Annotated in this window: 26 protein-coding genes; all 26 read right to left on the bottom strand. The window is 63.8% G+C overall.

Annotated elements, in window-relative coordinates; genetic code table 11:
- Window positions 1-46 precede the first annotated feature (46 nt).
- On the bottom strand, window positions 47-436 hold the full coding sequence (gene rpsK / locus CYD53_RS07090; protein WP_043237079.1) for a 30S ribosomal protein S11: 390 nt from the start codon (window positions 434-436) through the stop codon (window positions 47-49).
- Window positions 437-605: 169 nt separating this feature from the next.
- Window positions 606-974: a 30S ribosomal protein S13 gene (rpsM, locus tag CYD53_RS07085; RefSeq protein WP_069692134.1), complete on the bottom strand. Its 369-nt coding sequence runs from the start codon at window positions 972-974 to the stop codon at window positions 606-608.
- Between the two features lie 233 nt (window positions 975-1,207).
- A complete protein-coding gene (locus tag CYD53_RS07080) occupies window positions 1,208-1,792 on the bottom strand; it encodes an adenylate kinase (RefSeq protein WP_103717385.1) in 585 nt (194 codons plus the stop codon).
- Complete coding sequence (gene secY / locus CYD53_RS07075; RefSeq protein WP_103717384.1) at window positions 1,792-3,129, bottom strand: preprotein translocase subunit SecY; 1,338 nt, start codon at window positions 3,127-3,129, stop codon at window positions 1,792-1,794. The genes CYD53_RS07080 and secY overlap by 1 nt, the downstream gene beginning before the upstream one ends.
- A 94-nt stretch (window positions 3,130-3,223) precedes the next feature.
- Window positions 3,224-3,703: a 50S ribosomal protein L15 gene (rplO, locus tag CYD53_RS07070; RefSeq protein WP_103717383.1), complete on the bottom strand. Its 480-nt coding sequence runs from the start codon at window positions 3,701-3,703 to the stop codon at window positions 3,224-3,226.
- Between the two features lie 13 nt (window positions 3,704-3,716).
- Complete coding sequence (rpmD, locus tag CYD53_RS07065; protein WP_069692138.1) at window positions 3,717-3,911, bottom strand: 50S ribosomal protein L30; 195 nt, start codon at window positions 3,909-3,911, stop codon at window positions 3,717-3,719.
- Between the two features lie 10 nt (window positions 3,912-3,921).
- Window positions 3,922-4,482, bottom strand: a complete 561-nt coding sequence (rpsE, locus tag CYD53_RS07060; RefSeq protein ID WP_103717382.1) for a 30S ribosomal protein S5 — start codon at window positions 4,480-4,482, stop codon at window positions 3,922-3,924.
- A gap of 174 nt (window positions 4,483-4,656) precedes the next feature.
- Window positions 4,657-5,022, bottom strand: a complete 366-nt coding sequence (rplR, locus tag CYD53_RS07055) for a 50S ribosomal protein L18 (RefSeq protein WP_103717381.1) — start codon at window positions 5,020-5,022, stop codon at window positions 4,657-4,659.
- Window positions 5,023-5,027: 5 nt separating this feature from the next.
- Window positions 5,028-5,561, bottom strand: coding sequence for a 50S ribosomal protein L6 (gene rplF, locus CYD53_RS07050; RefSeq protein ID WP_069692141.1), 534 nt, complete (start codon window positions 5,559-5,561; stop codon window positions 5,028-5,030).
- A gap of 33 nt (window positions 5,562-5,594) precedes the next feature.
- Window positions 5,595-5,990 (bottom strand): 30S ribosomal protein S8, encoded by a 396-nt coding sequence (gene rpsH, locus CYD53_RS07045; RefSeq protein ID WP_092177802.1) that lies wholly within the window; start codon window positions 5,988-5,990, stop codon window positions 5,595-5,597.
- A gap of 12 nt (window positions 5,991-6,002) precedes the next feature.
- Window positions 6,003-6,308 (bottom strand): 30S ribosomal protein S14, encoded by a 306-nt coding sequence (rpsN, locus tag CYD53_RS07040; protein ID WP_092177804.1) that lies wholly within the window; start codon window positions 6,306-6,308, stop codon window positions 6,003-6,005.
- Window positions 6,309-6,344: 36 nt separating this feature from the next.
- Window positions 6,345-6,914 carry a 50S ribosomal protein L5 gene (rplE, locus tag CYD53_RS07035; RefSeq protein WP_103717380.1) on the bottom strand — a complete coding sequence of 190 codons (570 nt, stop codon included), beginning with the start codon at window positions 6,912-6,914 and terminating at the stop codon, window positions 6,345-6,347.
- Entirely contained in the window at window positions 6,907-7,224 is a 318-nt protein-coding gene (gene rplX / locus CYD53_RS07030) for a 50S ribosomal protein L24 (RefSeq protein WP_043237098.1), read from the bottom strand. The genes rplE and rplX overlap by 8 nt, the downstream gene beginning before the upstream one ends.
- Complete coding sequence (rplN, locus tag CYD53_RS07025) at window positions 7,224-7,592, bottom strand: 50S ribosomal protein L14 (protein ID WP_054144259.1); 369 nt, start codon at window positions 7,590-7,592, stop codon at window positions 7,224-7,226. The genes rplX and rplN overlap by 1 nt, the downstream gene beginning before the upstream one ends.
- A gap of 106 nt (window positions 7,593-7,698) precedes the next feature.
- Window positions 7,699-7,941, bottom strand: a complete 243-nt coding sequence (gene rpsQ, locus CYD53_RS07020) for a 30S ribosomal protein S17 (protein ID WP_092177808.1) — start codon at window positions 7,939-7,941, stop codon at window positions 7,699-7,701.
- A 12-nt stretch (window positions 7,942-7,953) separates the two neighbouring features.
- Window positions 7,954-8,166, bottom strand: coding sequence for a 50S ribosomal protein L29 (gene rpmC / locus CYD53_RS07015; RefSeq protein ID WP_069692147.1), 213 nt, complete (start codon window positions 8,164-8,166; stop codon window positions 7,954-7,956).
- A gap of 11 nt (window positions 8,167-8,177) precedes the next feature.
- Complete coding sequence (rplP, locus tag CYD53_RS07010) at window positions 8,178-8,591, bottom strand: 50S ribosomal protein L16 (protein ID WP_069692148.1); 414 nt, start codon at window positions 8,589-8,591, stop codon at window positions 8,178-8,180.
- 18 nt (window positions 8,592-8,609) lie between these two features.
- Window positions 8,610-9,320 (bottom strand): 30S ribosomal protein S3, encoded by a 711-nt coding sequence (gene rpsC / locus CYD53_RS07005; protein ID WP_092177810.1) that lies wholly within the window; start codon window positions 9,318-9,320, stop codon window positions 8,610-8,612.
- A gap of 10 nt (window positions 9,321-9,330) precedes the next feature.
- Window positions 9,331-9,714, bottom strand: a complete 384-nt coding sequence (gene rplV / locus CYD53_RS07000; RefSeq protein ID WP_103717379.1) for a 50S ribosomal protein L22 — start codon at window positions 9,712-9,714, stop codon at window positions 9,331-9,333.
- 3 nt (window positions 9,715-9,717) lie between these two features.
- A complete protein-coding gene (gene rpsS, locus CYD53_RS06995; RefSeq protein ID WP_069692151.1) occupies window positions 9,718-9,996 on the bottom strand; it encodes a 30S ribosomal protein S19 in 279 nt (92 codons plus the stop codon).
- Between the two features lie 8 nt (window positions 9,997-10,004).
- Complete coding sequence (rplB, locus tag CYD53_RS06990; RefSeq protein ID WP_069692152.1) at window positions 10,005-10,847, bottom strand: 50S ribosomal protein L2; 843 nt, start codon at window positions 10,845-10,847, stop codon at window positions 10,005-10,007.
- A 16-nt stretch (window positions 10,848-10,863) separates the two neighbouring features.
- Complete coding sequence (locus tag CYD53_RS06985) at window positions 10,864-11,175, bottom strand: 50S ribosomal protein L23 (protein ID WP_092177814.1); 312 nt, start codon at window positions 11,173-11,175, stop codon at window positions 10,864-10,866.
- Window positions 11,172-11,792, bottom strand: coding sequence for a 50S ribosomal protein L4 (rplD, locus tag CYD53_RS06980; protein ID WP_103717378.1), 621 nt, complete (start codon window positions 11,790-11,792; stop codon window positions 11,172-11,174). The genes CYD53_RS06985 and rplD overlap by 4 nt, the downstream gene beginning before the upstream one ends.
- A complete protein-coding gene (rplC, locus tag CYD53_RS06975; protein ID WP_069692155.1) occupies window positions 11,792-12,517 on the bottom strand; it encodes a 50S ribosomal protein L3 in 726 nt (241 codons plus the stop codon). The genes rplD and rplC overlap by 1 nt, the downstream gene beginning before the upstream one ends.
- Before the next feature lie 125 nt (window positions 12,518-12,642).
- Window positions 12,643-12,951 carry a 30S ribosomal protein S10 gene (rpsJ, locus tag CYD53_RS06970; protein WP_043237115.1) on the bottom strand — a complete coding sequence of 103 codons (309 nt, stop codon included), beginning with the start codon at window positions 12,949-12,951 and terminating at the stop codon, window positions 12,643-12,645.
- A gap of 67 nt (window positions 12,952-13,018) precedes the next feature.
- Window positions 13,019-13,156, bottom strand: coding sequence for an EF-Tu C-terminal domain-related protein (locus CYD53_RS06965; protein WP_425428271.1), 138 nt, complete (start codon window positions 13,154-13,156; stop codon window positions 13,019-13,021).
- Window positions 13,157-13,160 lie beyond the last annotated feature (4 nt).

The following is a 13,160-nucleotide window of genomic DNA, read 5'->3' as shown; positions in this document are numbered from 1 at the left end:
GCCCCGGACAGGCGCCCGCCGGTGCGGGCGCCTCGAGGATCAGGTATCAGACGCGACGGCGCTTGCGCGGACGGCAACCGTTATGCGGGATCGGCGTCACGTCGCGGATCGAGGTCACGGTGAAGCCCGCTGCCTGCAGGGCGCGCAGCGCCGACTCACGACCCGAACCCGGACCGGTGACTTCGACTTCGAGCGTACGCATGCCGTGCTCGGCAGCCTTGCGGGCGGCGTCCTCGGCAGCAACCTGGGCGGCATAGGGGGTCGACTTGCGCGAGCCCTTGAAGCCCATCGTGCCGGCGGACGACCACGAGATCGTGTTGCCCTGCGCGTCGGTGATGGTGATCATGGTGTTGTTGAACGAGGCGTTCACATGGGCGACGCCGGAGACGATGTTCTTCCGTTCGCGGCGACGAACGCGTTGGGCTTCCTTGGCCATAGGTCTTTCATCCTTCGAGCGCGCCCGTCATGCCAGGCGCTGGGGAGAGGTTCCTGCCGTCATGCCCGGACTTAGCCCCGGGCATCTCCTGCAGGAGAAGGCGCCAGAGGCGCCCTCTTCACGAGATCCTCGGGTCAAGCCCGAGGATGACGATTGCCTCAGGCAATCATCACTTCTTCTTGCCGGCGATCGGCTTCGCCTTGCCCTTGCGGGTGCGGGCGTTGGTATGCGTGCGCTGGCCGCGAACCGGCAGCGAGCGGCGATGGCGCAGGCCGCGATAGCAGCCGAGATCCATCAGGCGCTTGATGTTCATCGAGACTTCACGGCGCAGATCGCCCTCGACGAGGTAGTCGCGATCGATCGTCTCGCGGATCTGCAGGACTTCGGCGTCGGTCAGCTGGTTGACCCGGCGCTCGTCGGCGATGCCGACCTTGGAGCAGATCTCCTTGGCCTTCTGGGCGCCGATGCCGTGGATGTACTGCAAGCCGATGACGACGCGCTTGCCGGTGGGAATGTTGACGCCCGCGATACGAGCCATGGTCTCTTCTCCATGTCGGCCGAGACGCCCAATGGCGCGCCGGCGGTGAAAAATAACCTCGCGCCGGTGGAGGCCGGCCTCTGCGAGGCGTTGAACCGATCACGCGTAAATACGACGCCGTTCCTTCTCGCGAAGGCGTCGGCATCGCTTACATGAAACCGGAAGTGGGGTCGTTAGTCGCTTGGACGCAACGAGTCAACCCGCCGCGACCAAGAATCATGCCAAAGCAAAAATCAGCAGCCCGCCAAGGCCTTCTCGATCGCCGCCGTCACGGCATCGATCGGCTGCATGCCGTCGATATCGGTCAGTTGCCCACGCTTGGCGTAGTAGGGAGCGACGACCGCGGTATCGCGATTATAGGCCTCGAGCCGGGTCTTGAAGACCTCCGGATCGTCGTCCTTGCGCACCGGCTGCCCGGCCGCCCTCGCCTCTTCGGCGCGCTTGACGATGCGGTCGACGAGCTTGGTCTGGTCGACCTTGAGCTCCAGCACCTTGTCGAGCTTGAGCCCCTTGGACTCAAGCATCGCGTCGAGCGCCTCGGCTTGCGCCAGGGTGCGCGGGAAGCCGTCGAGGATGAACCCCTTCTTGGCATCCGCATGCTCGATTCGCTCGGCGACGATGCCGATGACGATATCGTCCGAGACCAGCGCGCCGGAATCCATCACCGACTTCGCCTTGATGCCGATCGGCGTGCCGGCGGCGACGGCCGCGCGCAGCATGTCGCCCGTGGAAAGCTGAGGAATGCCGTGCGCTTCGACGATACGCGCCGCTTGAGTGCCCTTACCCGCCCCCGGCGGCCCCAAGAAAATCAATCGCATCAGCGCTTCGCCCCTCGCAGCTTGGCCTTCTTGACCAGCCCCTCATACTGATGGGCCAGCAAATGTCCGTGAACCTGCGCCACGGTATCCATCGTCGTCGTCACCACGATCAGCAGCGACGTGCCGCCCAGGAGAATGATCGGTATCTGGGCATAGGTGATCATGAACTCGGGGATAAGGCAGACGATAGTCAAATAGCCGGCTCCGAGCACGGTGATGCGCGTCAGCACCCGGTCGATATGCTCGGCGGTGCGCTCGCCCGGGCGGATGCCGGGCATGAAGCCGCCATGCTTCTTGAGATTGTCGGCCGTCTCCACCGGATTGAACACGATCGCGGTGTAGAAGAAGCAGAAGAAGATGATCAGCGCCGCATAGAGGAACATGAACAGCGGCCGGCCATGGGCCAGATAGGTCGCGATCACCGACAGGAAGCCCGTGCCGCCCGAGGCCTGCGAGAAGCTCGCGATGGTGGTGGGCAGCAGCAGCAGCGAGGATGCGAAGATCGGCGGAATCACGCCGGCCGTGTTGAGCTTCAGCGGCAGGAACGAGGTCTGGCCCTCATACATCCGGTTGCCGACCTGGCGCTTGGGGTAGTTGATCAGGAGCCGGCGCTGGGCGCGCTCCATGAAGACGCAGAAGGCGATGACGCAGATCGCCATCACCAGGATCAGCAGCAAGAGGCCGGTCGAGATCGCGCCCTGGCGGCCTAGTTCGAGGGTCTGGGCTAGCTGCGACGGGAATTCAGCAATGATGCCCGAGAAGATGATCATCGAGGTGCCGTTGCCGATGCCGCGGCTGGTGATCTGTTCGCCGAGCCAGAGCAGGAACATCGTGCCGCCGACCAGCGTGATCGTGGTCGAGAGCAGGAAGAACGGGCCCGGCTCCAGCACGAGATTGCCCGAACCCTGCAGGCCGACACCGATGCCATAGGCCTGGAAGACCGCGAGAACCAGCGTCAGGTAGCGCGTGTACTGGTTCAGGACCTTGCGGCCCTGCTCGCCTTCCTTCTTCAGCGCCTCGAAGGTCGGGATCACGCTGGAGAGCAGCTGCACGATGATCGAGGCCGAGATGTACGGCATGATCGCAAGCGCGAAGATCGCGAGCCGGCCGACCGCGCCGCCGGAAAACATGTTGAACAGGCCAAGCACGCCGGACTGGGACTGCTTGAACAGATCCGAGACGGCGTCGGGATTCATGCCGGGCAGCGGGATATAGGTGCCGAGCCGGTAGATGATCAGCGCGCCGAGCGTGAACCAGATGCGTTTCTTCAGCTCATCCGCCTTGGCGAACGCGCCGAAATTCAGGTTTGAAGCAAGCTGTTCAGCCGCCGATGCCATGCGTCCGGTCCTTGGATGGTATCATAAACAGTCAAACGGCGGCCTGGGCTTCGGGCCCGGCCGCCGTTCGCAAACGCTCATGTAAGAGCTTGGCTCACGCCTGTGAAGCGGCAGGCGCCAGGATCTTCACGGAACCGCCGGCCTTCTCGATAGCGGCAACCGCCGACTTCGACGCACCGGCCACCTCGAAGGCGAGCTTCGCCTTGAGTTCGCCGACGCCCAAGATCTTGACGCCGTCGGTCGCCTGACGGGTGATCACGCCGGCGGCGACAAGCGCCTCGATCGTAACCGCACCCTTGGCGTCGAGCTTGCCGGCTTCGACTGCCTGCTGGATCCGGCCGAGATTGACCTCGTTCAGATCCTTGGAGAACAGGTTGTGGAAGCCACGCTTGGGCAGGCGGCGATAGAGCGGCATCTGGCCGCCTTCGAAGCCCTTGACCGCCACACCGGCGCGAGCCTTCTGGCCCTTGACGCCGCGTCCGCCGGTCTTGCCCTTGCCGGAGCCGATACCGCGGCCGACACGGATGCGCGACTTGTGCGCGCCTTCGTTGTCACGAATCTCTGTGAGTTTCATCGAACGATTCCCCTCACTTCACGTCGATGACGCGGACGAGGTGCCTGACCTTGTCGATCATGCCACGCACGGAAGGCGTGTCGACCAGGGTCGAGCGCCGGCGGATCTTGTTCAGGCCGAGACCGATCAGGGTCTGGCGCTGCGAAGCCTCGCGGCGGATCGGGCTGCCGATCTGCTCGACGACGACGGTGGTTTCAGCTTTTGCCATGATCCCACCCTCACGCTTCGGCCGCGGCATCGGTGCCAGCATCGCGACGACGCGTCTGCAGGGCCGAAACCTTCAGGGACCGACGCGCGGCGACGCCGCGCGGGCTGTCCTCGTTCTTCAGCGCGTCGAAGGTCGCGCGGACGAGGTTGTAGGGGTTCGAGGAGCCGAGCGACTTCGACACCACGTCCTGCATGCCGACCGCCTCGAAGACGGCGCGCATCGGACCGCCGGCGATGATGCCGGTACCGGCCGGGGCGGCGCGCAGCACGACCTTGCCCGCGCCGTGACGGCCCTGGACATCGTGATGGAGCGTGCGGCCTTCGCGCAGCGGAATGCGAACGAGACCGCGCTTGGCGGCTTCAGTCGCCTTGCGGATCGCTTCCGGCACTTCGCGGGCCTTGCCGTGGCCGAAGCCGACGCGGCCCTTCTGATCGCCGACGACGACGAGCGCGGCGAAGCCGAAGCGACGCCCACCCTTCACCACCTTGGCGACGCGGTTGATGTGGACCAGCTTGTCCACGAATTCCGAATCGCGCTCTTCGCGATCGCGGTCACGAGGTTCTCTCGCCATTTTAGTCCTCTTACTTGCGCGGACGACGCTCCAAGGCGTTCGCCGCTCGCTCGAGCGTTCCGGATGGAACGACGTTGAAGCGTGCCCCGCGAGAGAGTGGATTCCACATCTCGACAGGAACACGCTCGGTTCTTCAGCTTTCGTCCGGCCGTCTCCGGCCGGACGGAATGCGCGTCAGAAGTTCAGGCCGCCCTCGCGGGCCGCCTCGGCCAGCGCCTTGACGCGGCCGTGATACATGTAGGAGCCGCGATCGAAGACCACGTCCTTCACGCCCGCCTTGACGGCGCGCTCGGCGATCAGCTTGCCGATCGCGGTCGCGGCCTCGACATTCGCACCCGACTTGATGTCGGCGCGGATGTCCTTGTCCAGCGACGAAGCCGAAGCGAGGGTGACCCCCTTCGTATCGTCGATGATCTGGGCGTAGATCTGCTTGCCGGTGCGGTGCACCGACAGGCGAGCGCGGCCATTGGCAACCGCCTTGATGGCGCGACGGACGCGAGCCCGACGGCGCGCAGTGTTTTCTGTCTGCTTGCTGCTCATGGCGCTTACTTCTTCTTCCCTTCCTTGCGGAAGATGAATTCGCCGGCGTACTTGACGCCCTTGCCCTTATAGGGCTCGGGGCCGCGATAATCGCGGATCTCGGCGGCGGTCTGGCCGACCACCTGCTTATCGATGCCGGTGATCACGATTTCGGTCGGCTTCGGCGTGACGATCGCGACACCTTCCGGGATCGGATAGTCGATGTCGTGGCTGTAGCCGAGCGACAGCTTGAGCACCTTGCCATTGACGGCGGCCTTGTAGCCGACGCCGTTGATTTCGAGCTTCTTCTCGAAACCCGTGGTGACGCCCAGCACCAGATTGGCGACGCGAGCACGCGAGGTGCCCCAGAGCGAGCGGGCGCGCTTGGTCTGCGAGCGCGGCTGGACGGCAATGGCGCCATTATCCATGGCGACCGAGACGTCCTCCGGCACCTCGAAGGAGAGTTCCCCCTTCGAGCCCTTGATCTTGACGAGCTGGCCGGCGACGTTGGCGGTGACGCCAGCGGGAACCGGGACAGGCTTCTTACCGATACGAGACATTGGATTTCTCCTGAAAACGAGCGGCGCGGAAGGTCAGAAGACCTTGCAAAGCACTTCGCCGCCCACGTTCTGCTCGCGGGCAAGATGATCGGGCATCACACCCTTCGGCGTCGAGATGATGGTCACGCCAAGGCCATCGGCCACGCGCGGCATCGTCTCCACCGAAGAATAGACGCGGCGGCCGGGCTTCGACACCCGCGAGATCGACCGGATGACCGGCTGCCCCTCGTGGTACTTCAGCTCGATATCGAACTCGGTCCGGCCATTGCCGAACTCGGTCTGGGTGTAACCGCGGATGTAGCCCTCGGACTGAAGCACATCGAGCACGCGGGCCCTGAGCTTCGAACCAGGCGTCGAAACGCGCGACTTGCGCCGCATCTGCGCATTGCGGATGCGGGTCAGCATATCTCCAAGCGGATCAATGATCACGATGCGTCCTCCTCACCAGCTCGACTTGACGAGGCCGGGAACCAGCCCCTTGTTGCCGAGCTCGCGCAGCGCAACGCGCGACATCTTCAGCTTGCGGTAGAAGGCGCGCGGACGGCCCGTCACCTCACAGCGGTTGCGCACCCGGTTCGGAGCCGAGTTGCGCGGCAGTTCAGCGAGCTTCAGGCGAGCGAGGAACCGCTCGTCCATGGACTGGCTGTCATCATTGGCGATCGCGAGAAGCCGCGCGCGCTTGCCCGAGAATTTCTTCACGAGAGCCTTGCGGTGGTTGTTGTTCTCGACGGAGCTTTTCTTAGCCATCGATCTCTCCTGGTTTCCGCGTATGAGCGGTGAGGCTCACTGCCGGAACGGGAAGTTGAAGTGCTTGAGCAAGGCGCGTGCCTCGTCGTCCGACTTCGCAGTCGTGCAGACGATCACGTCCATGCCCCACACGGCGTCGACCTTGTCGTAGTTGATCTCAGGGAACACGATGTGCTCCTTGATGCCGAGCGCGAAGTTGCCGCGCCCGTCGAACGACTTCGGGTTGAGGCCCCGGAAGTCGCGCACGCGGGGCAAGGCGATGGTGACGAGCCGGTCGACGAACTCGAACATCTTGGTCTTGCGCAGCGTGACTTTGCAGCCGACCGCCATGTTCTCGCGCAGCTTGAAGCCGGCGATGGCGAGGCGGGACTTGGTGATGACCGGCTTCTGGCCGGCGATCAGGGCGAGGTCGCCGGCGGCGTTGTCGACCTTCTTGCGGTCAGCCGTGGCTTCGCCAACGCCCATGTTGATGACGATCTTGTCGATCGTCGGCACTTCCATGACGTTCTTGTAGCCGAACTCGGCGATCATCGCGGGACGGACGACGTCCTCGTAATGCTTCTTCATACGCGGCGTGAGAGCCGCCTGCTGCTGATTATCAGCCATCGATCAGATCCCCCGAACGCTTGGCGAAACGGACCTTGCGGCCATCGTCGAGCACCTTGAAGCCAACCCGGGTCGGCTTGCCGTCCTTCGGATCGGCCACGGCAAGGTTCGACAGATCGATCGTCGCTTCCTTGCTGATGATGCCGCCCTCGGACTGGGCCGACGCCTTGGTGTGCTTCTTGACGAGATTGACGCCACGCACCACGGCGCGGGCATCCTTCGGAAGCACCTGGAGCACTTCGCCGGCCTTGCCCTTGTCACGGCCGGCCAGCACGACGACCTTGTCGCCCTTCTTGATCTTCGCAGCCATTACAGCACCTCTGGCGCAAGCGAGATGATCTTCATGTGGTTCTTGGCGCGAAGTTCGCGCGGAACCGGTCCGAAGATACGGGTGCCGACAGGCTCCTTCTGGTTGTTGATCAGAACGGCCGCATTGCGGTCGAACCGAATCACCGAACCATCGGCGCGCTTGACGTCCTTGGCGGTGCGAACGACGACCGCCTTCATGACGTCGCCCTTCTTCACGCGGCCGCGGGGAATGGCTTCCTTGATCGAAACGACAATGATGTCGCCAATGCGGGCGTAACGCCGCTTCGACCCGCCGAGAACCTTGATGCACATCACACGACGGGCGCCGGAATTATCCGCGACCTCGAGATTCGTCTGCACCTGGATCATGGCCTTGATCCTTCCATATGCATATCAGCGCGGTTTCCCGGCAGGCATTAGCGCCGCCGGGACTACGACTGACGGGGGTCGATCGCCCCCTGGCCTCAAATTTGACTTACGCCTTGGGAGCGTTGTCGAGCACAACCCAGCTTTTCAGCTTGGAAATGGGCTTGGACTCCTCGATCCAGACCTGGTCGCCAACCTTCGAGACCTGAGCCTCGTCGTGGGCATGATAGTTTTTCGTGCGGCGAACGGTCTTCTTGAGGAGCGGGTGCGTATAGCGCCGCTCGACCTTCACCACAACTGTTTTATTTTGCTTGTCGCTGACGACGACGCCCTGCAGCACGCGCTTCGGCATGTCTCAAACTCCTCAGGCGCTCACTGCGGCGGTCTTGGACCGCTGCAGTGTTTTGATGCGGGCGATATCCTTGCGCACTTCGGTGACCCGAGCGGTATTCTCGAGCTGGCCGGTGGCGCGCTGGAAACGCAGGTTGAACTGCTCCTTCTTCAGCTTCAGGAGCTCTTCCTGCAGCAGGTCCACGCTCATGACCTTCAGGTCGGACAGGCGTTTTGCAGTCTTCATGTCGTCCTCCCTTACTCGGCGATGCGTTGGATGAAGCGGGTCTTGATCGGCAGCTTGGCTGCGCCGAGGCGCATGGCCTCGCGCGCGGTCTCTTCCGGCACGCCGTCGATCTCGAACATGATCCGGCCCGGCTTGACCTTGGCTGCCCAGAATTCAGGCGCGCCCTTGCCCTTGCCCATGCGGACTTCGGTCGGCTTCTTCGAAACCGGCACGTCCGGGAAGATCCGGATCCAGACACGACCGGCGCGCTTCATGGCGCGCGTGATCGCGCGGCGGGCCGCCTCGATCTGGCGCGCAGTGACGCGTTCCGGCATCAGTGCCTTGAGGCCGAACTGGCCGAAATTCAGATCCGTGCCGCCCTTGGCGACGCCGGAAATGCGCCCCTTGAACTGCTTGCGGAACTTAGTCTTCTTTGGTTGCAACATGGCTCTTCTCGATCAGCCTTACGCGGCGTGGTCACGACGATGGCCACCGCCGGAACGGCTGCCCTCATCGGCCATGCGCTTGTCCTGGGCCATCGGGTCGTGTTCGAGGATCTCGCCCTTGAAGATCCAGACCTTGATGCCGCACGTGCCGTAGGTGGTGAAGGCAGTCGCCACACCATAATCCACATCGGCGCGCAGCGTGTGCAGCGGCACGCGACCTTCGCGATACCATTCCAGACGCGCGATTTCGGCGCCGCCGAGACGGCCCGAGCAGTTGATGCGGATGCCCTCGGCGCCCAGACGCATGGCCGACTGAACGGCCCGCTTCATGGCGCGGCGGAACGCGACGCGGCGCTCGAGCTGCTGCGCGATCGAGTCGGCGACCAGGGTCGCGTCGATCTCGGGCTTGCGCACCTCGACAATGTTGATGGCAACATCGGCCTTGGTGAGCGTCATCACCGTCTTGCGCAGCTTCTCGATATCGGCGCCCTTCTTGCCGATCACCACGCCCGGACGAGCCGAGTGGATGGTGACGCGGCACTTCTTGTGCGGGCGCTCGATGATGATCTTGGAGATCGCAGCCTGCTTCAGCAGCTTCATGAGGGCGGCGCGGATCGCCATATCCTCATGCAGGAGCTTGCCGTACTCACCCTTCTGCGCGAACCAGCGCGAATCCCAGGTGCGGTTGATGCCGAGGCGAAGCCCGATCGGATTGATTTTCTGACCCATCGTTCTCTCCTCAGGCCTTGGCCGCCGCGACTTCGCGCACCACGATCGTGATGTTGGCGAAGGGCTTCAGGATGCGGGCGCCGCGGCCGCGGGCGCGAGCGTGGAAACGCTTCATGACCAGCGCCTTGCCGACGAAGGCCTGCGCCACGACGAGATCGTCGACGTCGAGATCATGATTGTTCTCGGCATTGGCGATCGCGCTCTGAAGGCACTTGCGCACGTCCAGCGAAATCCGCTTGCGCGAGAATTCGAGGTCGGCGAGCGCGGTCGAGACCTTCTTGCCACGGATCAGCTGGGCGAGGAGGTTGAGCTTCTGCGGGCTGACGCGAAGATTGCGGGCGACCGCAATGGCTTCGTTGTCAGGCAGCGCACGGGGGGCGGATGGCTTTCCCATGGCTTACTTCCTCTTCGCCTTCTTGTCGGCGGCGTGGCCGTGGAAGGTGCGCGTCGGCGAGAACTCGCCGAACTTGTGGCCCACCATCTCCTCGGACACGGACACCGGCACATGCTTGTGGCCGTTGTAGACGCCGAACGTCAGACCGACGAACTGCGGAAGGATCGTGGAGCGACGGCTCCAGATCTTGATGACCTCAGACCGGGCCGCCGAACGGGCAACCTCGGCCTTTTTCAGAAGGTATCCGTCGACAAACGGACCTTTCCAAAGCGAACGCGCCATGACGGACCTCAGTTCTTCTTCTTGCGGGCGTGACGGCTCGACACGATGAACGTATCGGTCCGCTTGTTCGAGCGGGTCTTCTTACCCTTGGTCGGCTTGCCCCAGGGGGTGACCGGGTGACGACCACCGGAGGTGCGGCCTTCGCCGCCGCCATGGGGATGGTCGACAGGGTTCATCGAGACGCCGCGGTTATGCGGACGACGACCGAGCCAGCGCGAACGCCCCGCCTTGCCATCATTCCGGTTCATGTGGTCGGGGTTGGAAACCGCGCCCACAGTCGCATAGCACAGGCCGCTGATCAGGCGCTGCTCGCCCGAGTTCAGACGGACGATGACATAGCCCTGGTCGCGACCGACGATCTGGGCGTAGTTGCCCGCAGACCGCGCCAGCGCCCCGCCCTTGCCGATCTTGAGCTCGACATTGTGGACGATGGTGCCGATCGGCAGCGTGCCCATCGGGGCGGCGTTGCCGGGCTTGACGTCGACCGACGGGCCCGAGATCACGCTGTCGCCGACGGCGAGGCGCTGCGGGGCCAGGATATAGGCCTGCTCGCCGTCGCTGTACTTGATCAGCGCAATGAAGGCGGTGCGGTTGGGATCGTATTCGATCCGTTCCACCACGGCCGGAATGCCGTCCTTGCCGCGACGCTTGAAGTCGATCAGGCGCAGCGTGCGCTTGTGACCACCGCCGCGGAAGCGGACGGTGATGCGGCCGAGGTTGTTGCGGCCGCCCGAGGACGACTTGCCCTCGGTCAGCACCTTGAGCGGCTTGCCCTTATAGAGCTCGCTGCGGTCGACGATCACGAGCTGGCGAAGGCTCGGCGTGGTCGGCTTGAAACTCTTCAAAGCCATGATGCAGATCCTCCCTTCACAGACCCGTGGTCACGTCGATGGAATGACCATCTTCGAGCGTCACGATTGCCTTCTTGACGTCCGAACGCTGGCCGAGGCGGCCACGGAAGACCTTGATCTTCCCTTCGGTGACGAGCGTGTTCACGCTCTTCACCTTGACGTCGAACAGCTTTTCGATCGCGGCCTTGATCTGCGGCTTGGTCGCAGTCTTGGAGACCTCGAAGACGACCTTGTTATGCTCGGAGAGCATCGTCGCCTTCTCGGTGATCACCGGGCTACGAATGACGTCGTAGTGGCGCGGATCCAGATTCTTTGCAGCCTGGCTCATTTGAAGCGCGCCTCCAGCGCATCGACAGCCGCGCGGGTCAAGACGAGCTTGTCGCGACGCAGGATGTCATAAACGTTGATGCCCTGGATCGGCAGGACGTCGACATTCGGGATCGAACGCGCGGCCAGGCCGAAGTTCACGTCGATCTCGGCGCCGCCGATCACCAGCGCGCTGGACAGGTCCAGCTTGCTGAAATGGCCGAGCAGCAGCTTGGTCTTGGGCTCGGAGAGCTTCACATCATCGATGATGATGATCTCGGACCCCTTGGCCTTGGCCGAGAGCGCATGACGCAGAGCCAGAGCGCGGACCTTCTTGGGCAGGTCATGCGCATGGTCGCGCACGATCGGGCCGAAGGCCTTGCCGCCGCCGCGGAACTGCGGAGCGGAAGCCGCGCCGTGGCGAGCGCCGCCGGTGCCCTTCTGCTTGTAGATCTTCTTGCGGGTGCGATCGACTTCCGAGCGGCCCTTGGACTTGTGCGTCCCGGCGCGGCGCTTGGCGAGCTGATAGCGCACCATGCGGGCGAGGATGTCGGCGCGCGGCTCAAGGCCGAAGATCGCGTCCGACAATTCGACGGTGCCGGCAGAGCCGCCCTCGAGGGTGGTGATATCGAGCTTCATCACGCGTTCTCCTCAACGGTCTCAGTCGCGGGAGCCTGCGTTTCACCGCCGGCAACCTTGAACTTGCCCGGCAGGGGCGCATCCTTGGGCAGCGCGCGCTTGACGGCGTCGCGGACGTGAATCCAGCCACCAGCATGACCGGGAACCGCACCCTCGACCAGGATCAGGCCGCGCTCGACGTCCGTCTGGACGACGCGCAGGTTCTGCGTGGTGACGCGCTCGGCGCCGAGATGGCCCGGCATCTTCTTGTTCTTGAAGGTCTTGCCCGGGTCCTGACGGCCACCGGTCGAACCGATCGAGCGATGCGAGACCGAAACACCGTGCGTGGCGCGAAGACCGCCGAAGTTCCAGCGCTTCATGCCGCCGGCGAAACCCTTGCCGATGGTCGTGCCGCTGACATCGACGAACTGGCCGACGACGAAGTGGTCAGCCGTCAGCTCGGCGCCGACCGGGATCAACGCGTCGTCGCTGACGCGGAACTCGACGATCTTGCGCTTGGGCTCGACCTTGGCGACGGCGAAATGGCCGCGCTCAGCCTTCGAGACGTTCTTGACCTTGGCCAAGCCCGACCCGAGCTGAACGGCGACATAGCCGTTCTTCTCAACCGTACGATGCGCGACAACCTGGCAGTTATCGAGCTTCAGCACGGTGACCGGGATATGTTCGCCGGCATCCGTGAAGATGCGGGTCATCCCGACTTTCTGTGCAATCACACCGGAACGCATCGGTGCATACCTTCCCTTGGGGTCATGTTCATCCTGCCAAAACGCAGGAGACAGAGGACCCGGCTAAAGATCAGAGCATGGCCAGACGACGGGAATAGCGGATCGTCGTCTGGACCATGGTCAACTTACAACTTGATTTCGACGTCGACGCCGGCGGCGAGATCAAGCTTCATCAGGGCGTCGACCGTCTGAGGGGTCGGGTCGACGATATCGAGAACCCGCTTGTGGGTCCGCATCTCAAACTGCTCGCGCGACTTCTTGTCGATGTGCGGCGAGCGGTTGACCGTGAACTTCTCGATGAGCGTGGGCAGCGGGATGGGCCCGCGGACCTGGGCGCCCGTCCTCTTGGCCGTCGACACGATCTCGCGCGTCGAAGCGTCGAGAATGCGGTGATCGAACGCCTTGAGGCGGATCCGGATGTTCTGACCGTTCATGGTCTTGTGTTCTCCGTGACGTGAAAAGGCAAAGGCCCGGTAGGGCCTTCGCCCTCACGAAAACGCGTTACGCGATGATGCTAGCGACGACGCCGGCGCCGACGGTTCGGCCGCCTTCGCGGATGGCGAAGCGCAGCTTCTCCTCCATCGCGATCGGCACGATCAGGTGCACTTCCATGGCGATGTTGTCGCCAGGCATCACCATCTCG

Origin of the sequence: Allobosea psychrotolerans (assembly GCF_002917105.1) — a bacterium.
GTDB classification, from domain to species: domain Bacteria; phylum Pseudomonadota; class Alphaproteobacteria; order Rhizobiales; family Beijerinckiaceae; genus Allobosea; species Allobosea psychrotolerans.
This window is presented reverse-complemented; position numbering and strand designations above follow the sequence as displayed.